This window comes from Bacteroidota bacterium, assembly GCA_016183775.1.
GTDB lineage: Bacteria > Bacteroidota > Bacteroidia > JABDFU01 > JABDFU01 > JABDFU01.
Genome location: JACPDY010000089.1, coordinates 1 through 21758 on the forward strand (window position 1 = coordinate 1; position 21758 = coordinate 21758).

Below are 21758 nucleotides of genomic sequence, written 5' to 3' on the forward strand. Positions count from 1 at the left end.
ATTTATTTTTTACGAAATTTTTACCGGACAAGTCAGGAAAAACAACAAAGGCTTCCGTAGATTTACCTTAAGAGGTAATAGCAGGGTGCAAATTGAAACTGGACTACTCGTTTTAGCCCACAATCTCAAAAAATGGGCGGTGGCATAACCGACATTACTTACTTTTTTTGCTTAAACCATAATCAAAAAAGAGGCTGCCCTTTTGAGACAGCCCCTTTTGAGTGCTGGCACCCTCTCCTTTGGAGAGGGCAGGGTGTGAGGCTACTTCACCTCATCTTTTTTCTTCCTGTCAAAATCAATTACTATCGGCGTAGCGATACAAATTGAAGAATAAGTACCGATTACGATACCTATTAATAATGCGAAGGAGAATCCTTTAATTGTTGTACCACCAAAAATAAAGATGGCTAACAACACGAAGAAAATAGTTAGGGACGTAAGAATAGTACGGCTAAGAGTACCGTTCAGCGCGTAATTGATAACAGTATTCTTTTCATCTCCTACAAGGTCGGTTTTGTTTTTATCTGTAAGATATTCACGTATCCTGTCAAATACAACCACTGTATCGGTCATCGAATAACTCATTACCGTAAGGATGGCTGCGATAAAATGCTGGTCGATCTCCAGGTCAAAGGGAAGCAAGCCGTCAAAAATCGTATAGCAGGATAATACAATAAGTACGTCGTGGAATAACGCCGCTACCGCACCTAAACCATATTGCCATTTTTTAAACCGGATAAAGATGAATATGAACATGATCAGGCAAGAGAATAACACAGCCCAAACGGCTTTACTTTTAATATCGCGTGATACAGTTTCTCCAACTTTCGTTGAACTCATTATTTCATACTTCACATTGAGTTTACCTAAGCCTTCTTTCAGCTTCTCCTCCACTTTCGCCTCAGAATTCGCGTCATTATCATCAATAAGGTAAGCTGTGGTTATTTTCAATTGCGAACCTTCTCCGTATGTTTTAACTTCAGGAGCAGTCCCGAAAGCGCCTGTTAAGGCCTCACGCACCTGCTGTGTTTCCTTCTCTTCAGCAAGACGAACCACATAAGTACGCCCTCCTTTAAAGTCAACCCCGAGTTTAAAACCACCGTGTTTGATATAGAAAATAACACCCAATAAAATTATTGTTCCCGAAAAGAGATAATACAATTTACGTTTGCCAACGAAATCGATATTGATATTTTTTAAAACATTAGCGGTGTACTTATTTGAAAATGGTATTTCCGAATTGCGTTTCAACAAACTATCAAATATTAAACGGGTAATAAATATCGCTGAAAACAACGAGGTAAGAATACCGATTATAAGTGTTGTAGCAAAGCCCTGGATGGGACCTGAACCAAAAACAAACAGGATAATACCCAACAACAATGTGGTTACGTTCGAGTCTATGATGGAAGACATGGCATTTTTGAAACCCTCTTTAATTGCGAGTCCTGTTCCTTTCCCGCTTGCGAGTTCTTCACGTATACGCTCAAAAATAAGGATGTTGGCATCAACGGACATACCAATGGTAAGAACTATACCCGCAATACCCGGAAGTGTTAATACAGCACCCATGGAGGCCAGGATACCCATTACAAAGAATACGTTAGCAAATAGCGCAACATCCGCCACCCATCCGGCCTTACTGTAATAAAAGCCCATAAACACGAGCACTATCAATAAAGCGATAACAAATGATTTCAAACCTGAACTGATCGCTTCCTGACCTAAGGTAGGACCAACAGTATCTTCGGCGACAATTCGCGCAGGGGCAGGAAGTTTACCCGCCTTTAATACGTTGATCAGGTCATCTGCCTCTTTCACACTGAAATTACCGGTTATGGTAGAAGTACCTCCTCCGATCTCTCCCTGTACAGTGGGAAATGAGTAAACGCTGTTATCCAGAACAATGGCTATACTTTTTCCGATATTCTCTTTTGTAAGACGCTTCCATATCTGTGCGGCCTCATTGGTCATGCTCATCGCAATCTGAGGTGTGCCCGAACCCTGCTGTTCAAATTGTTTACGGGCATCAGTTATAATATCCCCGTATAGCGGAGCTTTACCATCCCTGCTATTTACTTTTATAGCTACTAATTGCATAGTAGTGCCTTCAGCATCTACAGGTTTGAACGTCCACAAAAATTTGGCTTTGGGAGGAAATATTTTTCTTATTTTTTCATTTTTCAGGTAGTCGTTGACTTTCCCTGTATCACTTACAAGCGCATATCCTACAACAGGTCCTTCCGCCATGTAATACTGCTGAGTTTTAGGGTCCTGGTTCATTGAAGGACGAAATACATAGAACAAAGGATTCTCTTTAGTCATTCGCTGCATTGAAGTATCGCTTGATGCAGAACCGGTCATAGTTTTTGCGGAGTCCGGCTTACCTTTTAACTGTTGTGATAAGGAAGTGGCTTTAGCCGAATCCTGCGCGAGCATGGTTGCCTGCGGCGCCTTTACCTTTGCAGTATCAAGCTTGGCAACAGTTGAATCTGTTTGAGCCTTTTCTGTTGTATCAACCGGTGATAGTATCTCTTTCAAACGCTTATTCGCGTCATTCAGTAAAGGATAAATGTCCTTATTATCATAAGTTTCCCAAAACTCAAGGTTCGCTGTTCCCTGTAACAGTTTACGAACACGCTCTTTATCCTTAACTCCGGGCAACTCAACTAAAATACGTCCCGATGCTTCCAGCTTCTGGATGTTAGGTTGAGCGACCCCGAATTTATCAATACGCGCCCTTAATGTTTTTTCCGATGTTTCAATTGCTTCCTGTACACGATCCTGGATAAATGCCAATACCTTTTCATCGCTGCTATTGTAGTCAATTTTACCTTTCAGCTCAATGGTTTGAAAATTGGCCGCAAGGTGTGCATTAGGATCTATACGCTTGAAATTTTCACCAAACAGGGTAACGAAATTCTTGTCCGATTTACCCATTTGCTTTTGCGCTTCGGCAAGTGCCTGGTTAAATGTTTTATCAGGACTGTTATTGGACATCTGGCGAATGATGTCGGCAACCGATATCTCCAGTGTTACGTTCATCCCACCGCGCAGGTCAAGACCAAGGTTGATCTCCTGCTCTTTACAGGCTTCATAAGTAAACTTAGTGATACCTATATTGTATACGGGTTTCTTTTTTATTGAATCCAGGTAACTTTCTTCCCTGGCAGCATAAACCGAATCAATAAAATAAGGTATCTTAACCGGATCAGCACCGGCATATATTTTTGCGGCGTTAACTACATCAGCACGCTCAACATATTGCCGGGCGTATTGTTTGGCTTCATTTTCAACACCTCGTGTTATATATGTAAACAACAAATAGTAAATACAGGCGAGTGCCAATAAAATCGCAAATAGCCTGATCGCTCCTTTATTCTGCATAATTATTTAAAAATTAAGAGTTTATATTAAATTTCGCTTCTTTCCAAAACAGGGGCACAAAGATATAGTTTGAATCGAGATTTACCAATTTTACGCTATTAAAGAAAAGCTGTGCCTTTTTACTTGCTGTTTCACATTTTTTCACGATATTCGCAGTCCTTTTTAACAAAAACTTATAAAACAATGCCTACAAAAATCAGATTAACAAGACATGGAAAGAAAGACCAGGTATTTTTTCACCTGATCGTAGCCGATGGTCGTGCACCTCGTGATGGAAAATTCATCGAAAAGTTAGGTACGTACAATCCAAGAACAAATCCGGCAACTATTGATTTCAACTTCGAAAGAGCACTTTATTGGATCCAAAAGGGCGTACAGCCAACGGATACCGCTAAAGCGATCCTTTCGCACAAAGGTGTAATGTATAAAGACCACCTGTTGCGCGGAGTTGCGAAAAAAGCGTTAACCCTTGAACAGGCTGAAGCAAAATTCACTAAATGGTTAGCGGATAAAGAAGCCAAGATCGCAAGTACTGTTAACAGTCTTAGCGATTCAAAGAAAGCTGCTTACAACAAGAGAGTTGAATTGGAAGCTGCCGCCAAAGAAGCCAAAGCTGCAAAGATTTCGGCTAAAGTAGCTGCTCAGGCTGCCGCTGAGGCTGAAGCTGCTGCCGCAAAAGCCGCTGCTAAAGCGCCTGTAGCTGAAGCTGCCCCCGAAGCACCTGCTGCTGCTGAAGCACAAGCCCCAACAGAAGCTCCACAAGCGTAATTCCTTTGAATATTAAATAAAATAGAAGCAGTCCTGCTCAAGCGGGACTGCTTTTTGCTTCTCGACAAGCTCGAAGTGACTATATGGATAAACAAGATTGTTTCAAGCTGGGTCACGTAAGTAAACTTCATGGCGTAAAGGGTGAAATTGTTATTGCGCTCGATGTTGATGATGCATCGCGTTATAAAAAGTTAGAGTCCGTTTTTATTGAGATCAATCAGCAACTCGTTCCGTTTTTTATTGAGGGAATTACTATAAAAAACAAACATGCCATTGTTAAGTTGGATGGAATAAATACCATTGAACAAGCAGGTATGATCAACAATACAGAAGTTTTTCTTCCACTTTCTTTTTTACCCAAACTGGATGATAAAAAATTTTATTTTCACGAAATAATCGGGTTTGCAGTGAATGATAAAACTCATGGAAATATTGGTACGGTTGAAGCCGTGTTAGAGTTTCCGGGACAAAATATTATCCAGGTAAGAGATGGTAACAAGAATGAAATATTGATCCCCCTTCGGAATGAATTTATTATTAAAGTCGACCGCGGGAATAAATGCCTGGATGTGAATACACCGGAGGGTTTGGTGGATGTTTATCTGAAAAAGGGGAATGAAGGGGAATAGTTGATGCTTGTTGGTTGTTAGTTGTTTTAACCTCCCCCAATTTTAACAACTGACAACCATCAACTAATAACTTCCGGCCCCCTCACGGTACATTCAGGTTTATATTCACGCTACACCCATTCTTATCTTTAATATTTACAGTATAATTACCCGGGCAAAGCTGATTTTTGTATCTGTTGGCATATCCATCAGGCCAAGCGTAAATATAGGGGCTTGTGCCTCCCGTTGCATTTACCATTATCCATTCCTTACAGCCGCAGCCTGCGCAGCTTGCAGTGCCTTTGGTAAATTGGCCAATCAATGGCGGTGGTGAAATTATTGCGGTGGTTGTAGTTGATGTACAGCCTTTGGTATCAATAACTGTTACTATATAATTTCCCGCAGTAAGGCCCGTAGCCGTTTGCGAAGTTTGTCCGTTGCTCCAGTTGTAGAGATAAGGTGAAGTCCCACTTCCTACTGAGGCAGTTAATGAACCGGTTCCTCCGTTACAATTAATATTTGTTGCAGTTGTTGAAACAGTAACACCCGGATTTACAGTTACAACTGCTGTGGAAGTAGCAGTAGTTCCTCCTGAATCATTTATTGTTACCGTGTAAGTGGTTGTGGTAACCGGACATGAATTTATATTTTGTGTTGTGGCCCCACTGCTCCATAAATAAGTATAAGGAGTTATACCTCCTGTACCGCTGGATGTTACTGTGGTGCAGCCACCCTGGCAAACAGTATTACCGGTGGCGGTTACAGCAGGAGCATTACAGTTAATAACAGTTACTGGGCTGTTTACGTTATTACTGCATGATGCAGTGATAACGGAGTGCTGAACAGTATATGTGCCCGCAGTTAAAAACATATACGAAAAATCTGTGGTTGTGCCGCTGGCAATTGCAGGCAAAACGATCCAGCTATAAGTAATTCCCGCACCCGGAGGCGTTCCGGCATTTTTAAAATTTACGAGTGTACCGGCGCAAACAGTTGCACCGCCCGATGGCGTAAACAAAGCAGATACAGAACTCGTACTGGTAATAGTAACATTAGTGGTAGCCATACATCCATTTCCATCAGTAACTGTTACCGTGTACCCTCCTGCCCCTATATAGGAAATGCCAGGTGAAACCTGGCCGTCGCTCCACTTATATGCATAAGGCGCTGTTCCGCCAGATGCAGTGACAGAGGCCTTCCCATTTATATTACAGCTGATATTTGTTCCGGAGACCGTGGCAGCTAAAACAGCCGGCTGAATTATATTTATTGCCTGGCTTATCGTACAGCCCTTACTGTCTGTAATGGTTACAGTATAATTATCTGCGATTAATCCGCTTGCTGTTTGCGTGGTTTGTCCATTATTCCAGGAGTAATTAAAAGGCGCCGCTGCATTTGCAACACCAACTGTGGCTGTTGCATTATTAGAAGAACACAACCACTGTGTTGAATACCAGGAAACCATTTGCGACGGCTGTGTAATATTTACGCTTAATACAGCAGTACAACCACCGGCATCTTTCACTGCCACAGAATATGTGCCTGCACAAAGCCCATTGTTAACATTTGTAGTTATTCCGTTACTCCATGAATATACATACGGAGCACTGCCGTTGCTTACAGAAACGGTTGCACTCCCCGTACAAGAAGCAGTACAGCTATTATTATTTTGGAAATTACTATTCAGTGAAACGCTTCCGGCAGTCCCGGCAATATTAAAAGTTATTGTATCAGGTATTTGAATGCAAGCGCCATCAGTTATCGTAACACTGTAAAGACCGGGGCACAAGCCGCCATTTGTGTTAGTGGTGCTGTTAGTATTCAAAGTCTGACCGTTGCTCCATTTATACGTATAAGGAGGCAAGCCGCAATTAATAGTTACCGTTGCGCTGCCATTGCAGGAGCAGGATGCCGGATCAATCTGTGCCTTAGTTATTATATGAGGAACAGGCGAAAACTTCACTATGGCCCAATCATCAGGACCTGTCCCGCCGCCATTAGCTGTTTGAAAATAGGCCCCGGCACCCGGGTTTGTAAGCGGTATTCCTGTGGTAGAAGTATACTCGCCAACGGCATATACATCCATTGTATTACTTACTGCTATTGCATTCGTCCAATCCCGGTCATTTGTTCCTCCAAAATAAGTGGCCCATAAACGAGCACAATTAGAATTAAACTCTATTACTGCAATTATACCGCTAGCGCCAGTATACCCGCTAAAATAATTACTACACCCACCCGGGTTTAAAACAGGCATGGAGGGACCTGCACAACCTGTAATATAAACATTTCCGCATTTATCAGCGGCTATGTCAATAGCGTAAAAACCGGATGGGCCACCATAATATGTTGACCATCCACAGGCAAGACTGCCCGCATTGAATTTTATAATTACACCCATCTGCGTGCCGGCAGATACTCCTTCATAATAAGCTCCTCCACCGGGATTATAAAGCGGAAAATTATTAGGAGTACCGCCTGTTTGTGTTTTCCCTGCCACAAAAATATCTCCGGTAGTATTTACTACTACGTTGGCTCCCCAGTCATCTTTGCTTCCGCCGTAATACGTTGACCAGATAGCTGATGAATTGGCTCCATCAAATTTTGCAACAAAAATATCCTGATTTCCACCTCCATAAACAGGCTGATTATATGCCCCCGGTAAACTTTTAACCGGAAAGTCGGTTGATGTGGTATAACCCGTAATATATACATTATTAAAAGCATCTACAGCTATTCCGTTTCCAGCCTCTAATCCCGATCCGCCGAAATAAGTAGACCAGAGCAGTGAATGCGAACCGACGCTGAATTTTAATACATAAACATCCAAACCCCACATGGCTCCCTGGAAATAAGCTCCTCCACCGGGATTTTTTAACGGGAAGTCCTTCCAGGATGCAGTTACTCCTGTTACGTATATATTACCAATGTTATCAATAGCAATTCCTTTTTTTGGCAAATCCGCATCTTCCTCCAAACTTCCGCCAAAATACGAAGCCCAAAGCCGGACGGATGAAGAATTAAATTTGAGTATAAACATATCTCTTGCTCCTCCTCCATATACAGTTTGATTATATGCTCCCGCTAAATTCTGCAAAGGGAAAATGGTTGAATTTGTTTGTCCGGTCACATATACATTTCCGGCATTATCCGTTGTAATAGCATAACCGGCATCACTTACATTACCGCTGTAATAGGTAGCCCATAAACGAACCCCGGCATTGTTAAACTTAACAATAGCAACATTCATTCCGGCATTTGCTTTCACACCCTGGTAATAAGCCCCTCCAGCCGGATTAAAAGTCGGGAACGAAGTATTTCGCAATAAATACCCTGTTATGTAAACATTTCCATTTTTATCGACCGCAACATCTAAAGCCCCTTCATCATCACTACCTCCATAATAGGTTGCCCATGTCAGTTGCGGATCAATGACAAGTGTTTGAGTACTATCATAGTCGTTTATAGAAAAAGACACCTCATTTTTATTTTCAATTTTAAAAGCTGTTTCAACCGATTGATTTGAGCTTACCAAAAATGAAACAGGCTTATGATCTGTGACCGACCCTACAGGAGTGTAAACTTCCAAGTTCCCATTTCTTTTTTTATCCAGGTGAGCCCATTCATAAACAAGCTTTATTTGCTTAGGATCGGCCCCGGCATGAACAGTAAAATCGTATTTAAAACCGGCCGCATCGGAGTTATACAATACCCAATCAATGCCGGGATATATGTTTTTAATGGTGACCTTCCCGTACTCTTTAACTCCGTAAATACCATCAGGACAATGAGGAGCAAAAAAATTAAAATCAGTGACGGAAGGCTGTTCGGCGATGCTATTTTCCTTTTTTATACTAGCACCTTTTATATTCATATCAACTCTTGCGTATTTTAACCCTTCCTCCTCCTCTTTCATTTCCTTCAACTGGGATCGTTCTTCATCATCTTCTGCTGCTTTAAAAAACAAGTACGTAATTCCTTTTTCAGTAATATACATGTCGGTTCCGGGAGTTGATGCTTTGAAAAGAACAAATGACATTGGATTATTTTGATCATCCGTCATTTGTCCTTTATTTTCGAGAAACTTAACCGGTCGGTTTTTCATCCACTCCTTCACTTGTTCTTTCATCCCAACAGCTTCGCCTTTCGCAGCAGCACCCGCAACAAACAAAAAAAGAGAAACGGATAGAATGATATACCTTTTCATATTGACTGATCTTTGACCTTTACTTGAAATAAATATATGGATAATCGCATTCAGGATGAGTCAAAATTAATTATTTTTGAAGGTATCTATTATATATTATTATATATAATATATTAATTATCAATTATTTAATTAAAATATTTCGAAGTATTCTATGATTAAAGACAACCTTTTTCAATTAATTCATTCGCTTAATAAGTCGGAGAAACGCTACTTCAAGGTTTATTCTTCCCTACACGGCGGCAAAAAAAATTACCTGAAATTATTTAATGCTGTAGGGAAGCAAAAAAAACCGGATGAAGGGCAGCTAAAAAAAATGCTTTCAGGGGAACCACTTGCCAGGAATATACATGTTGCAAAAAAGTACTTCCGGGAAAACCGGAAGCAGTAAAATAAGAGATCTTTCCGCTGATATGGAAATGCTGCATGAAAAAGGATTAACACAATTAAGAGATAAAACACTGCAAAAAATAAAGTCCCTTGCAAATACATACGAACAGTATGAAGCAGGGTTAGATCTTTTACATAAAGAATGGACCTATAATTCATTACAGAGCGACAGTGCTGTTTACAACGAACACAAGCAATTAACCGAAAAAACAATAGTACTCCGCAAGTATAGTTTCCTCACAAATTCAGTATTGGCACTATTAAAAAAAGGAGTGCTCAGGAATGAAAAACTGAAAAGACAATGGATTAAAATAATCCAGGACCCGGTTATGAAGAATGAACCCGAAGGCTACCGCGAAAAACATTACTACCATCAGATCCTAATGTTATATAATGAGCGGATAAATAATTTTAAACGGAGCACGTTTCACACAGAAGCCTTATTGAAAAACCTCGAATCACGGCCCGATCTGTTGATCGAGAACAAAATAAAATATTTTGGTGTACTGGTCAATCTCACCTCGCAACGCTGTCAGAATAAGGAATTAGAGAAAGCAATGGAAATGATGACACAACTCCTGAAAATACATGATTGGAACTTAAACGGCATAGAAAGAAAATACCTGGTAAATTGCACGGCCCTTTCGTATTGTAATTTACTGGCGGGCTTTACCTCGCTTGGCTATATTAAAGAAGGCTTGCAGATTGCAATACAGGCTGAAAACTATATTAAGAAAAACAGTCCCGAAACCAGGTATAACCTATCTCTCTTATTGAACTTATCGGTCATCTATTTAATTTCAGGGAATTATAAGGAGGCGCGTAAATGGAATACGACCTTATTAAATGAATCAACACAGGATTTCAGGGAAGATGTACTTGCTCTTTCAAGAATATTGAACCTGATCATTCATTATGAGCTAAAGAATGATGAACTATTACCCTATCAGATCCGTTCTACCTATCGCTTCCTGTTTAAACGAAAAATATTGTATAAAACAGAAGATGCCATACTCCGGTTTATCCGGAGTAAATTACCCCATGCAAATTCGCGGAAAAAACTTTTAGCTTATTTCAAAGAATTAAAAAAAGAACTGGAAGAAATAACAAAAGATCCCTATGAAGTAAAAATATTGGATTCTTTCGACCTGATCTCCTGGCTGGATTCCAAGATACAGAACCGTCCGTTCACTGATATTATAAAAGAAAAGGCGTTGAAAAAAGTAATGAGATAATTTGATCTACGATACCTTTACTTCGGAATCAGAAGATGGATCATTGGGCTTATACAGGTAACGGATGGTCGGTTGACGCGGTTCAACAGGGGTGTCATCAACTACCGACATTCCACTATCATCATCTTCGTCATCATCAGCTTCATTTTCCCAGTCGAACTTTTCGCGCTGTGGGCCTTCTTTACGAAGGAAGAAGGCGATAATGAAACCGGCCACAGCGCCCAGTAAATGGGATTCCCAGGATATTTTTGGCTGCAAAGGTAAAACTCCCCATATCAAACTGCCGTATAAAAATATCATAAGCAGGGAAAGTGCCATCAGGCTTTGCTTACGCCTGAATAAGCCGCTGTAAAACAGAAAACAGACAAAGCTGTAGATCAAACCGCTGGCACCTACATGGTAGGCATCACGGCCTGCGATCCATACCCACACCCCGGTTGAAATATACACCCAGAAGAAAGCAGAAAACGCGACCTCATAGTAAAAGTAAAATATGATCAAACCAAGAAACAATAAGGGAACTGAATTAGAGATTAGATGTGAATAACTAGCATGAATGAACGGACTTAAAATAATACCTACCAAACCCGAAAACCTGCGCGGATAAATTCCATAACGCACAAGGTTAAGATCGAACGCTTCATCGGCAAAACGTACAGCCCACAGCATAACAATGAACAGCAGCGGAAAGGATACTATCCTGAAGAACTGGCGCGTATTCGGGTGAAAGCCCATAGAAAAAAGTTTCAAGTTTATTACTATTTATACTTAATTTCAGTCAAAATGGTTATACTAAATATGATAAATTCCAATTTAAACGTTAAAATCTGTTAAAAATGCATTGCTGTTGATATTTTAATTTACTTATTTGTACCTTAGTATCAACTTCTTTGCCAGAAAATATGGTTATAAAGTTTCTCTATAATATCTTATTATTTGTTTTTGCCGGCAACAATAGTGGCTTGCCCGGTCTTTCTGTTGATAATCCGAATGCTCCTGTTGTTAATGAAACCCACTCCCCTGTTAAGATATCCCACATTGTTGCCAAAAAGGACAGTGTCAGTCAAACACAGATACCTATTATTATTTTCAAACTCATCAACACTAATCACCAGAATGCCCCTAAAAGTACGGGGTCTCTTAAAAATGCCGGTAAGGTAGCCCGAACCGCTAACAACCATCTGCCTACCGGAAAGATCTGATTTCCCCCTTGCTTCGACTCTGCCCGGCACCCCGAAAATCAACTTTTGTATTCACCAAAAACTTTCCGCATCACATCGGCAATTTCACCAAGCGTCGCGTAACTTTCACATGCCGATAGAATGGTCGGCATCAGGTTAGTAGTCCCCCGGGCATCAGCCCCGAGCTTGTTTAACAAGGCCGCGACTTTCTCATTATCACGCTCCCCTTTTACTTTTTTAATTTTTTCTATTTGCTGCAAACGAACAGAATCATCTATGGTAAACACATTTTGCAATGGCTTTTCCTCCGTTTCAAATTTATTCTGACCAACAATTATTTTTTCATTCTTCTGAATTTCGCTCTGGTACTTATAGGACGAGGCGGCTATTTCCTGCTGTATATAGCCCTGTTCAATAGCGCTTACCGAACCTCCCATAGCATCAATTTTACGAATGTACTCCCATGCCTGCTCTTCCACCTCGTTGGTCAATGCCTCCACAAAATAAGAGCCCGCCAATGGATCTACAGTATCCGCTGCTCCGCTTTCGTAAGCGATAATCTGCTGTGTGCGTAAAGCTATGCGCGCCGCCTCTTCCGTAGGCAGGGCAATGGCCTCGTCAAAACCATTGGTGTGCAATGATTGTGTTCCACCCAAAACCGCGGAAAGTGCCTGTATGGTTACCCTGGTAATATTATTGTGCGGCTGCTGCGCGGTAAGAGTTGAACCACCTGTTTGTGTATGAAAACGCAGCATCTGCGCACGCGGATCCGTCGCGCCTAATTCTTTAGTTATTTTAGCCCACATCCGGCGTGCCGCCCTGAACTTTGCCACTTCTTCAAAAAGGTTATTATGTGCATTAAAGAAAAATGATAACCGCTTGGCAAACATGTTGATATCAAGCCCTTTCTCAATTGTTGCTTTAAGATATGCCTTTCCATTTGCAAGTGTGAAAGCAAGCTCCTGAACGGCCGTTGAACCGGCTTCGCGAATGTGGTAACCGGAGATGGAAATTGTGTTCCACTTCGGCACTTCTTTACTGCAATATTCAAAGATGTCAGTTATGATCCGCATGGATGCTTTGGGCGGATAAATATATGTACCACGCGCGGCGTATTCCTTCAGCAGGTCGTTTTGAATAGTCCCCGATATTTTTTTCAGATCGGCTCCCTGCTTTTTGGCCAGCGCGATATACATGGCCAGCAAAATGGAAGCTGTTGAGTTGATGGTCATGGAAGTGGTGATACTTTCGAGATTTATCCCTTCAAACAGTATTTCAATATCCTTCAACGAATCAATGGCCACTCCCGCCTTCCCCACTTCACCATCCGACATGGCATGATCAGAATCGTAACCAATCTGCGTTGGCAGGTCAAAAGCCACCGACAATCCTGTTGTGCCATTCTTTAACAGGTAATGGTAACGCTTGTTTGATTCTTCCGCTGTAGAAAATCCCGCGTACTGGCGCATTGTCCATAGCTTACTGCGGTACATGGTTTCCTGCACGCCGCGTGTAAAAGGAAATTTACCCGGTTGCTCTTCAGGGATATCCTGTTTGGGATACGTTCGCTTTATTTCAATACCTGAGTCGGTCAGAAATTTATCTTTACGTTCTTCTTCTTTCATTAGATTACGAATGGGGCGAATTACGAATGCTCCTTACTTTGGATATTCACTATTCGTTTAAACAACAACCCTTTTGACGTGAAATTAACTAATATACCGAGCTGCAAATTGGTCATCTTTAGGTAACTATTTAGCTGATCTATGTTGGTTTTCATAAATCGATCGCCACGTTTTATCTCCAGTATTATTTTATCTTCAATCAGAAAGTCTAAATAGCCATTAGCAATAACTTTGTCGCCAAAATTCAATTTAACCTCAACTTCCTCTTTGAAATTAATTCCTTCCCTTTTCAAGATACTTGCAATTGCTTTTTGATAAAGTTTCTCAAGCATATTTCCTCCTAATTCATTACTAACTTCAAACAATAATCCTACAAGTTAAAACTTAATTCAGGATATAATATATCATCTCTCCTAAGTTTACCTGATTGCGTATTTGTGATTCGTTCCATTCGTAATTCGCAGGCACCTAAAATGTTTGTCCGATTTCCTTTTTAATATACTCGATAGCCAGTGTTGTTGGCAACTTATTGAGTTTTGATGCCGAATCAACTATCAATTGCGCAAGTTCTCCGCCCGGGGTGTTTTCAGGAACTTTCATGGCTACCAGGTTTATTAATTTGGTTATTTCTTCTTTTGCGTTCTTTACCATGTCCCAGGCACCGGTGCTCATGTAAATTTGTTGCGACAAATTATGTTCAAATTCTGTACGGACAGCAGCCACAAGCTCCACATGCAACTGTTTGGATGATAATGTTGGCCTGTTAACACGCATTACAAGGCTGTTGGGTGAGATGCGCTCCAGGAACAATACAACCCGCTCATAAGCCTGCAGGCGGATAGGAGTTAACAGTTCCTTATTCGCGCCTTTCAGCTCCATCATTTTCTTCCGGATCTCATTATCCAGAAAATTTTTAAGCAGATAAAATGAGGTGAGAAATACAATAAGGGCGGGGATAATGATCTTGAGTAATTCTATAAATGGGTCCATGGTTAGAAAAAAGTTGTTGGTTGTCTGTTATTGGTTACAGGTTAGGGGTTTCAAGTTACACATTTTCAATTTATCCATTTAAATACTGCCTGTAGAAGTACCAATGCACCAACAGTTTTTTATTTTTCCACTATCACAAACTCGGTTCTGCGGTTTTTAGAGCGGCCCTCTTCCGTATCATTGGTGGCAACGGGCTGGTTCTTTCCAAAGCCTTTGAAACCTATAAGCCTGTCTTTTGATACTCCCAGTTGCTGGAGCGCTTCAAGCACAGTAAATGCACGGTCGGACGAGAGTGCCATGTTGCTTTTATCATCGCCTATATTATCGGTATGTCCCTGTATCTCAATTTTAATGCCGGGGTTGGTATTCAAAAACTCCACAAACTCTTCAATAACTATCATCGATTCCTTTTTAAGTTCGGCGGAGTTGGTTTCATAATAGATATTATTAAGTGCATAAGTTTGTCCTACAGAAATCGGCTTAGTTTCCACATCAACCTTTGTCGGCTTTTTAAATACAGTATCCTTTAGGGCCACAACCTGCGAACTGAAGGCATAATTCTCTTTCTTCATGGTCACGATTATTTCCTTTGTCCTTTTCAGGTTAATGACAGCGGCATACTGACCGGTAACGGAATCAACCACAGCATCAATTTTTTGTTTCGTCTTCGTATCCTTTATTTCAATTTTAACTTTCTCCAATGGCTCTGTCCCGTTATCCTTTACCTTACCCGTTATAAGGGCCACATGATCGGGCCGTGCTTCTTTGTATAAGGCGAATGAATAAATATCCCATCCTCCCTCCCCTTTTCCGTTGGCTTTAGACTTCTGATTCGTCGCGAAATAACCCAGGTTGCCATCTGTACTTACAAAAAAACCAAGGTCATCTGAGTTATTATTTATTGGGTAACCGATATTTTTGGGTTCAGTCCATTCGCCCTTGTCGTTTTTGCGCGAATAAAATATATCGTAACCGCCAATACCCATTTGTCCGTCGGATGAAAAATACAAGGTTTCGCTATCGGAGTGCATGAAGGGCGACTTTTCATTTCCGGATGTATTGATAACCGGGCCAAGATTCACCGGCGGGCTCCATTTACCTGTTTCGTCGCGAACAGTTTTAAAGATATCACAGCCGCCCAAACTGCCTTTGCGGTCGCTCGCGAAGAAAAGTGTTTTCCCGTCGGCGGCTATTGATGGCTGCGAATCCCAATACACAGGATCATTAATACCCGGTACCTGTTTAATTTCACTCCAGTCGCCCTCACCCAGGTAATCAGAATAATAAATATCGCAATTGGCCTGGGCTCCACCTTCATCCTTACAAATAGTAAAGTAAACGTGCTTATTATCGATGGAAAGAGAAGCGCCGCCTTCGTTATTGCCGCTCTTATTGAAGGGCGATTTCATAGGCTGACCAACTTCAAACTCCCCTTTTTTATTCCGCATGCTGTACGAAAAAAGTTCGGCTTCGGCATCACTCTGCCAAACCTTGTCTTTTGACAATACAGGCACTCTCCTTGTAAACATCATCATCTGATCATCCGGTGAAATGATGGGTAAATACTCATCTCTTTTTGAACAAATACCGGGAACAGGGTTAGGATCAAACGGAACCGGGGTTTTAAATATCTCGGAATAAAATTTGGCATACTTCATCATTTGCTTGGCCTGGTATAAAAAAGCATCGTACTTCTCATTGAATTTTTTATCGTCGTCATCACTGAAGTTGATGAATTTTTTCAGGTACACTTTGGCTGAATCGTAATTCTCCTCTTCGTAATAGATAAAGCCTAAATAATAATACGGATCGGAGTGATATTGCGGACATGTCTCCACAACTTTCCTGAAATAAGGCTCGGCGGGTTTAAAAGGCTTGTTGTCGTAAATAAGCGTCTTTATCTTTTCCATAGCGAATAAGAAATTAGCGTCCACGTAGTCCGGCTCCAGGGCCAGGGCCTGATCCAGGAATTTCATCCGCTCATCTTTTTTGAATTTCTTCTTATCGCTCGCTTTTTCGAACAGTTCAAGAGCCTCTTTATTCTCCATTTCCTGGCAGGAAACGAGCTTTGTATCAGCTTTGCTTTTGCCTTTACCCTGTGAGAAGGAAACGGAAGTGAATAAAAAACTTAAAGCAAAGGATATTATTATATTTCTCATAATTAAAAACGAACCGCAATGGATCACAAGTCTTACCATTCTTTTTCACGCAAAGACACAAAGTTCGCAAAGGGTTAAACTATACAATTTCAACAAACTACTTTGCGGGCTTTGTATCTTTTCGCGAAACTCTTCTACTCTTTTTATTTCTCCATTACTCCCTTCAAATTCTGCAAGCCTGTTTCGAGGTCCTTGCCTATCATTTGATCCATATCCATACCAAGAAGCATCAGGTTCATAGGGTAAGGCATTTTGCCGTTGAATCCCCATTTTACTTTTGTCTGACCCTCACCTATGGCTTCAGTTGTCATATACGCGTAATCAGTTGCTTCAAAAGGTTTCATAAAACGCAATTCAAAATCAAGGCGTTCGCCTTCTGTTATTTTCTTTATTTCCTGCTCACCTTTACCCACATTATCCATTTCACTATCCCATGCAGAAACCGCGCCAACTGTTGCATCAGTACCCCTGAATTCCTTTTTCATTTTAGGATCCATTTGGGCCCATACACTGAAATTATCCTGATTTTTCAGGTATTTCACGTAATCAAACACCTCTGTTTTGGGTTTATTAATGGTTATTTCACGTTCAACGGCATATTCTTTTTTGACAAATATGGCAGTGATTAATACAAGGGCAACAATGCCCAAAAGTGTAAATAGAATCCCTTTTACGATTTTCATTTTGTTTTAGTTTTAAGCCTGTTTATGGCCAACCTGCCCCCAAGATGATCAGTCAGGCTGGAACATAACGCAGGCATAGTTAATGATTAAATTTAGTGTTAATTTGTATTCAATAAAAAACTCAGGTTCCTGTAAAATAACTTTACAAAAACTCATGCTTCAAAGATAACAAACCGTTAGAAACATTCTTCAGTATATCCGGGCAGATTGTATTTTATAACACATTTTCGTTAAAAAAAATTAAAAAAAAGTTAAAATACTATATATTTAGTTTTTAAATTTAACACGTTGGTCAAATAACAAAAAGAGTTTGAATAAACTATCCTTTATAAAAAGACTGAAGCTTCCACTGATCATCTTGCTCAGTGTAGTATTTTCAGTTATTCATATCCGTGCATTGGGTCAGGTACAGGTGTTGAAAATTTCGGACAATAAATTTTTGACAAAATACAGTCAGCACAATAAGGCCGAACGGCCGAGAAATGCAATAAAAAATGCATCTTATTTAAAATATAAAATCATACCGAATAAGCGGGCCCAGGTATATGATGACCATGCTTTATTTACAGACTTTCGATTCAACCAATTTTACAAGGGGCGTGATATCCATACGACATCCTTCATCTTAAGCACTTTCTATAAATCAGATATTACATTAAGAGGTCCTCCCTTCTTTTAGCTTTTTTCAATAAATCTTTTTAATCAATTATTAATCCTGTGTTTAGCATATGATATGTTAAACCCGGTAAACATTATTATCTGGCAAACATTATTATATTATGAAAAAATGGAAAATCATTATTGAATGTAAAGGCAAAACATCAGAGGTTTTAATTAAAGCGAAATATTATTCTGATGCTTACCTGGAAGCGAAAAAAAAATATTCTGAATGCGTTGTTAAAAGTATTACTGAAATAAGAAACTGAGATTGCTATTGATTATTTCAGTCTGCCTGATCGCTTTAATCTGCAGCTACTGCTGTGGATACTCTGCAGAAACATAATGTGATACAAGTTTACTCAAATTCACATACCCGGAAATTGGATTTGCAGACAGGTAAGCCGGCCTGGTTGCCTCATTTAAAAACAATTTCTCAATTTGCTTTCAGATTTTAATAGTGTATATTTGGAATACACGTAAATAAAAAAATCATGAAGAAAATAAACATATTACTGATCGCTTTATGCGGAGTCTTGACGATAGTATCCTGTAAAAAGAAAGAAGAAGACACTAACACAACAACAACCCCAACAACAATAACAAAACCCGATAGTGTTAAGTTTTCAACAACTGTTTACACTGTGGGAACCAAAACCGCGCAGTTTCAGAACGGAAAATGGTTTATTACCGGAAATTATGGAAGCGGTAACTCTATTTGGATATACACAGGTTTGACAGCAGTTCCTGCTACGAATATGACATTGAGCATTATTTCGCCGGGTGCAGGAGGTACTATTCCAACAACCCTATCGGCGTCACAAGCCTACATCTATCTCGTCCATTCGGCAGATTACCATAGCTATTGGGGCGGAAGTGTGAATATTACCGTGAACAATGGTGTTATTACATTAGGTTTGAACAATGTAAAATTCAGTCTGACCTCTACGGGCACACAAATTCCATTATGGATGCAAATGACAAAGTAAAATATCGAATTGCTCTTTAATTAAAAAGCCCTCCGATAAATGAGGGCTTTTTAATTACAAGCTGTTTCAAAAATAGTGATCATTATGTGCCGCATCCGATTGAACTTCGTCGAAACCTGTGAGAAAGCCGACAACACTATATACACTTGGCATCTAATATCTATTGTGTAAAGTAATGGAATAACTGAGGAAATAAATTCACAAAACAAAATTCTTCCTTCAATTATTCTATACCTGGAAAACTTGATTTTAAAGGTTTTGAGACCCGGCATATGCGGTTCTAAACCAACCTGCCTGCCGGGGAGGCCGGTTTGACGAATGATTAATCCCAAATTGACTGGAAATCGATATACAAAGTACAACTTCAACCTATCAGCATACTTTTTGTATACTATTTTTTTTGAAGTAAAATAAAATGGAAGTTGAAAAATTAAATATTGTTCGCTTTGCTCCTTCCGGAAAAGACAGTTTTCATGAAAGAGTAATTGCAAATGTGAATTTATATTTCAGGAAAAACAATATTTCCCCTTATGCAAACACCCAAATGTGGGTAAAGACTATTGTCATTTTACTTCTGTATTTCGTGCCATATACTTTAATGACAATAGGTTTGGCAGCAGGGCAGCCCTGGCTGTTCTTCGGATTATGGTTCCTGATGGCCTGGGGTATGATCGGTATAGGAACATCGGTAATGCATGACGCTAATCATGGAACATATTCAGCTAACAAGAAAGTGAACAGCTTTATAGGTTATATACTGGAACTCATCGGCGGCTATACGGTCACGTGGAAGATCCAGCATAACCAATTGCATCACACATATACCAATATTGCAGGGCTTGATGATGACCTGGACAGTATAAAATTATTGCGTTTCTCACCACGCCAGCCACGCTACTGGTTTCATCGTTATCAACACATTTATGTTTGGTTCTTTTACATGATCATGACTCTCTTCTGGATGACAGCAAAAGATTATCGCCAGGTGGTACGGTACAAACAGCACGATCTTCTTACCAAACATAAAGTATCGTTAAAACAGGCTCTGTTCCGTATAACTATGTACAAGCTTTTTTACTATGCATATATAATGGTCCTGCCCATTCTTTTCTCAGGTATGCCCTGGTATTATGTCCTCTATGGTTTTTTACTTATGCATTTCACAGCAGGACTATTCCTTTCCTGTATTTTTCAGCCATCGCACATAGTTGAGGCTTCTACATTTGAATTACCTGTGGATACTAATGGCAGGCGGATGGAAGAATCCTGGGCGATACATGAAGTAGAAAACACCACAGATTTTGCACCTAATAACCGGATTTTAACCTGGTTTGTAGGAGGACTCAATTTCCAGATCGAGCATCATTTGTTCACGGGTATTTGCCATGTACATTATCCCAAACTGGCACCAATTGTAAAAATAGCAGCCGATGATTTTGGAATACCTTACCATGTTGAACCTACTTTCTGGCAGGCATTGCGTGGACATGTCAGGATGTTAAAAAAATTGGGAAGAGAATAAATTATTCCTTTTCTCGTAGCCTTACAATCGAAGAAAATTTTTTCGGAGCTAGCATGCAGTAAGCCATTGACAGCGCATCCGTGAACATGTCTTTACGCACTTTATTGAGATTTATGAATGTCCAGCCTTGTTTACCCCATTTATCGGGGACAGGAAAAACAACTGACCTGTCAAAAGAAGAGAAAACATTCTGGTCAACTTCCGATAATTTGATACAGGCCCGCTTATTCTTACTATCATATGTTGCAAATATTTTTTTATTTACCCGGAAAGATATTTTTTCGAAGTGCGGCTCCTCTGTTGCTTCGGGGAAGGATAACGCGATCTTTCGGAATGTTTTCAGATTGACCATTCTTACTGCAATAATGCTAAAATTGAAATTACAATTGCCACAATAATAATTGTGATACCTAAAATTCGCTTTGCCTTCATACTTTAACTATGAAGTTGTTTAAAGTCCTTTTTGAGAAGTTTTACAGATTTGACTTTGATAAAAACCCAATGGCACATATTTATCAATAATGAATAAAAAGTACCATTGGGTCAAAAAAAAATTATGATAAGCAAAAATAGTATAAAAAGAGATTTGCCCTTACTTGAGTTTTGGCAATAGTTTCAACAATACAAAAGTTAAAAAGCACCAAGTGGTAGAAGCTATTTTATATCGGCTAAAAACAGGTTGTCAATGGCGGCAGTTACCTATGAAACAATTCTTCAGGGTAAAGTACAAATGGCAAGCAGTTTACTATCATTTTCAAAAATGGAGTAAAGATGGTTCGTGGGAAAATGTATGGACAACAGTATTAAACAATCACAAAGATTTGTTAGATATGTCAAGTGTCCAGCTTGATGGCACCCATACACCATCAAAACGAGGAGGTGAGGCTGTTGATTACCAAGGAAGAAAAAAATGTAAAACGACAAATCTATTAATCATTGCTGATAACCAAGGCGTGCCGTTGGCTTGTAGCGATGCTATATCAGGCAATCATAATGATGCATATGAGTTGAAAGAAAATGTACAACAAATGCTTCAATCGATAGAAGCGTCTGATATTGCAACAGAAGGCTTGTTTCTTAACGCTGATTCCGGTTTTGACAGCAAAGAATTCAGGGAGTATTGTGTTAGCAAAGACATTGTCGGCAACATAGTGCTTAATCCGAGAAATGGAAGTAATGAGCAATATTTATTTGATGCCCTACTATACAAATGTAGATTTGTGATAGAGCGAACAAATGCATGGTTAGATGCATTTAAGGCACTATTGACGCGTTTTGAAACAAATAAAATTCATTGGAGAGCATTGAATTTATTGGCTTTTACTGTAATTTTATTAAGACGACTTTAAACAACTTC

The 21758-nt window shown here is 39.9% G+C and carries 18 protein-coding genes; 9 read left to right on the forward strand and 9 right to left on the reverse strand.

From position 1 onward, the window contains the following. A partial coding sequence (locus HYU69_11155) for a transposase (protein ID MBI2270892.1) occupies positions 1-148 on the forward strand: 148 nt, incomplete at its 5' end. Between the two features lie 113 nt (positions 149-261). Here HYU69_11155 and secDF read toward each other — a convergent pair. Next, entirely contained in the window at positions 262-3387 is a 3126-nt protein-coding gene (secDF, locus tag HYU69_11160; GenBank protein ID MBI2270893.1) for a protein translocase subunit SecDF, read from the reverse strand. Between the two features lie 183 nt (positions 3388-3570). On the opposite strand from secDF, the gene HYU69_11165 reads away from it, so the two are divergent. Beyond that, positions 3571-4155: a 30S ribosomal protein S16 gene (locus tag HYU69_11165; GenBank protein ID MBI2270894.1), complete on the forward strand. Its 585-nt coding sequence runs from the start codon at positions 3571-3573 to the stop codon at positions 4153-4155. Positions 4156-4238: 83 nt separating this feature from the next. Beyond that, the gene (rimM, locus tag HYU69_11170) at positions 4239-4784 is read left to right on the forward strand and encodes a 16S rRNA processing protein RimM (GenBank protein ID MBI2270895.1); all 546 of its coding nucleotides are present in this window, start codon (positions 4239-4241) and stop codon (positions 4782-4784) included. Positions 4785-4866: 82 nt separating this feature from the next. Here the strand turns inward: rimM and HYU69_11175 are convergent, their stop codons facing one another. Continuing rightward, positions 4867-8970 (reverse strand): SBBP repeat-containing protein, encoded by a 4104-nt coding sequence (locus HYU69_11175; GenBank protein MBI2270896.1) that lies wholly within the window; start codon positions 8968-8970, stop codon positions 4867-4869. 154 nt (positions 8971-9124) lie between these two features. Here HYU69_11175 and HYU69_11180 point away from each other — a divergent pair, with 154 nt between their 5' ends. Together HYU69_11180 and HYU69_11185 are read left to right on the forward strand one after the other, a co-directional pair. Then, positions 9125-9361, forward strand: coding sequence for a hypothetical protein (locus tag HYU69_11180; GenBank protein ID MBI2270897.1), 237 nt, complete (start codon positions 9125-9127; stop codon positions 9359-9361). Continuing rightward, on the forward strand, positions 9321-10595 hold the full coding sequence (locus tag HYU69_11185) for a hypothetical protein (protein ID MBI2270898.1): 1275 nt from the start codon (positions 9321-9323) through the stop codon (positions 10593-10595). Before HYU69_11180 ends, HYU69_11185 begins: the two co-directional genes overlap by 41 nt. Before the next feature lie 6 nt (positions 10596-10601). Here HYU69_11185 and HYU69_11190 read toward each other — a convergent pair whose 3' ends face one another. After that, the gene (locus HYU69_11190) at positions 10602-11330 is read right to left on the reverse strand and encodes a rhomboid family intramembrane serine protease (protein MBI2270899.1); all 729 of its coding nucleotides are present in this window, start codon (positions 11328-11330) and stop codon (positions 10602-10604) included. Between the two features lie 167 nt (positions 11331-11497). On the opposite strand from HYU69_11190, the gene HYU69_11195 reads away from it, so the two are divergent. After that, the gene (locus tag HYU69_11195; protein ID MBI2270900.1) at positions 11498-11797 is read left to right on the forward strand and encodes a hypothetical protein; all 300 of its coding nucleotides are present in this window, start codon (positions 11498-11500) and stop codon (positions 11795-11797) included. 38 nt (positions 11798-11835) lie between these two features. On the opposite strand, the gene HYU69_11200 is transcribed toward HYU69_11195, so the two are convergent. From HYU69_11200 to HYU69_11220, 5 genes are all read right to left on the reverse strand, one after another. Beyond that, positions 11836-13401 (reverse strand): methylmalonyl-CoA mutase family protein, encoded by a 1566-nt coding sequence (locus HYU69_11200; GenBank protein MBI2270901.1) that lies wholly within the window; start codon positions 13399-13401, stop codon positions 11836-11838. 20 nt (positions 13402-13421) lie between these two features. Continuing rightward, positions 13422-13766 carry a GxxExxY protein gene (locus HYU69_11205; protein ID MBI2270902.1) on the reverse strand — a complete coding sequence of 115 codons (345 nt, stop codon included), beginning with the start codon at positions 13764-13766 and terminating at the stop codon, positions 13422-13424. 103 nt (positions 13767-13869) lie between these two features. After that, entirely contained in the window at positions 13870-14391 is a 522-nt protein-coding gene (locus tag HYU69_11210) for a hypothetical protein (protein ID MBI2270903.1), read from the reverse strand. 119 nt (positions 14392-14510) lie between these two features. Further along, positions 14511-16550 (reverse strand): PD40 domain-containing protein, encoded by a 2040-nt coding sequence (locus HYU69_11215; GenBank protein ID MBI2270904.1) that lies wholly within the window; start codon positions 16548-16550, stop codon positions 14511-14513. Between the two features lie 143 nt (positions 16551-16693). Then, positions 16694-17233 carry an SRPBCC family protein gene (locus HYU69_11220; GenBank protein ID MBI2270905.1) on the reverse strand — a complete coding sequence of 180 codons (540 nt, stop codon included), beginning with the start codon at positions 17231-17233 and terminating at the stop codon, positions 16694-16696. A gap of 1151 nt (positions 17234-18384) precedes the next feature. On the opposite strand from HYU69_11220, the gene HYU69_11225 reads away from it, so the two are divergent. Together HYU69_11225 and HYU69_11230 are read left to right on the forward strand one after the other, a co-directional pair. After that, on the forward strand, positions 18385-18879 hold the full coding sequence (locus HYU69_11225) for a hypothetical protein (protein MBI2270906.1): 495 nt from the start codon (positions 18385-18387) through the stop codon (positions 18877-18879). 544 nt (positions 18880-19423) lie between these two features. After that, positions 19424-20401, forward strand: coding sequence for an acyl-CoA desaturase (locus HYU69_11230; GenBank protein ID MBI2270907.1), 978 nt, complete (start codon positions 19424-19426; stop codon positions 20399-20401). Position 20402: 1 nt separating this feature from the next. Here the strand turns inward: HYU69_11230 and HYU69_11235 are convergent, their stop codons facing one another. Next, positions 20403-20753, reverse strand: a complete 351-nt coding sequence (locus HYU69_11235) for an MmcQ/YjbR family DNA-binding protein (GenBank protein MBI2270908.1) — start codon at positions 20751-20753, stop codon at positions 20403-20405. 292 nt (positions 20754-21045) lie between these two features. Between HYU69_11235 and HYU69_11240 the strand changes: the two genes are divergently transcribed. Further along, positions 21046-21750, forward strand: coding sequence for an IS5 family transposase (locus HYU69_11240; protein ID MBI2270909.1), 705 nt, complete (start codon positions 21046-21048; stop codon positions 21748-21750). The last annotated feature ends 8 nt before the right edge of the window (positions 21751-21758 follow it).

Coding starts and splice junctions, on each gene's coding strand:
- secDF (MBI2270893.1), bottom strand. CDS start 3,387: ATGCAGAATAAAGGAGCGATCAGGCTATTTGCGATTTTATTGGCACTC.
- HYU69_11165 (MBI2270894.1), top strand. CDS start 3,571: ATGCCTACAAAAATCAGATTAACAAGACATGGAAAGAAAGACCAGGTA.
- rimM (MBI2270895.1), top strand. CDS start 4,239: ATGGATAAACAAGATTGTTTCAAGCTGGGTCACGTAAGTAAACTTCAT.
- HYU69_11175 (MBI2270896.1), bottom strand. CDS start 8,970: ATGAAAAGGTATATCATTCTATCCGTTTCTCTTTTTTTGTTTGTTGCG.
- HYU69_11180 (MBI2270897.1), top strand. CDS start 9,125: ATGATTAAAGACAACCTTTTTCAATTAATTCATTCGCTTAATAAGTCG.
- HYU69_11185 (MBI2270898.1), top strand. CDS start 9,321: ATGTTGCAAAAAAGTACTTCCGGGAAAACCGGAAGCAGTAAAATAAGA.
- HYU69_11190 (MBI2270899.1), bottom strand. CDS start 11,330: ATGGGCTTTCACCCGAATACGCGCCAGTTCTTCAGGATAGTATCCTTT.
- HYU69_11195 (MBI2270900.1), top strand. CDS start 11,498: ATGGTTATAAAGTTTCTCTATAATATCTTATTATTTGTTTTTGCCGGC.
- HYU69_11200 (MBI2270901.1), bottom strand. CDS start 13,401: ATGAAAGAAGAAGAACGTAAAGATAAATTTCTGACCGACTCAGGTATT.
- HYU69_11210 (MBI2270903.1), bottom strand. CDS start 14,391: ATGGACCCATTTATAGAATTACTCAAGATCATTATCCCCGCCCTTATT.
- HYU69_11215 (MBI2270904.1), bottom strand. CDS start 16,550: ATGAGAAATATAATAATATCCTTTGCTTTAAGTTTTTTATTCACTTCC.
- HYU69_11220 (MBI2270905.1), bottom strand. CDS start 17,233: ATGAAAATCGTAAAAGGGATTCTATTTACACTTTTGGGCATTGTTGCC.
- HYU69_11225 (MBI2270906.1), top strand. CDS start 18,385: ATGAAGAAAATAAACATATTACTGATCGCTTTATGCGGAGTCTTGACG.
- HYU69_11230 (MBI2270907.1), top strand. CDS start 19,424: ATGTGGGTAAAGACTATTGTCATTTTACTTCTGTATTTCGTGCCATAT.
- HYU69_11235 (MBI2270908.1), bottom strand. CDS start 20,753: ATGGTCAATCTGAAAACATTCCGAAAGATCGCGTTATCCTTCCCCGAA.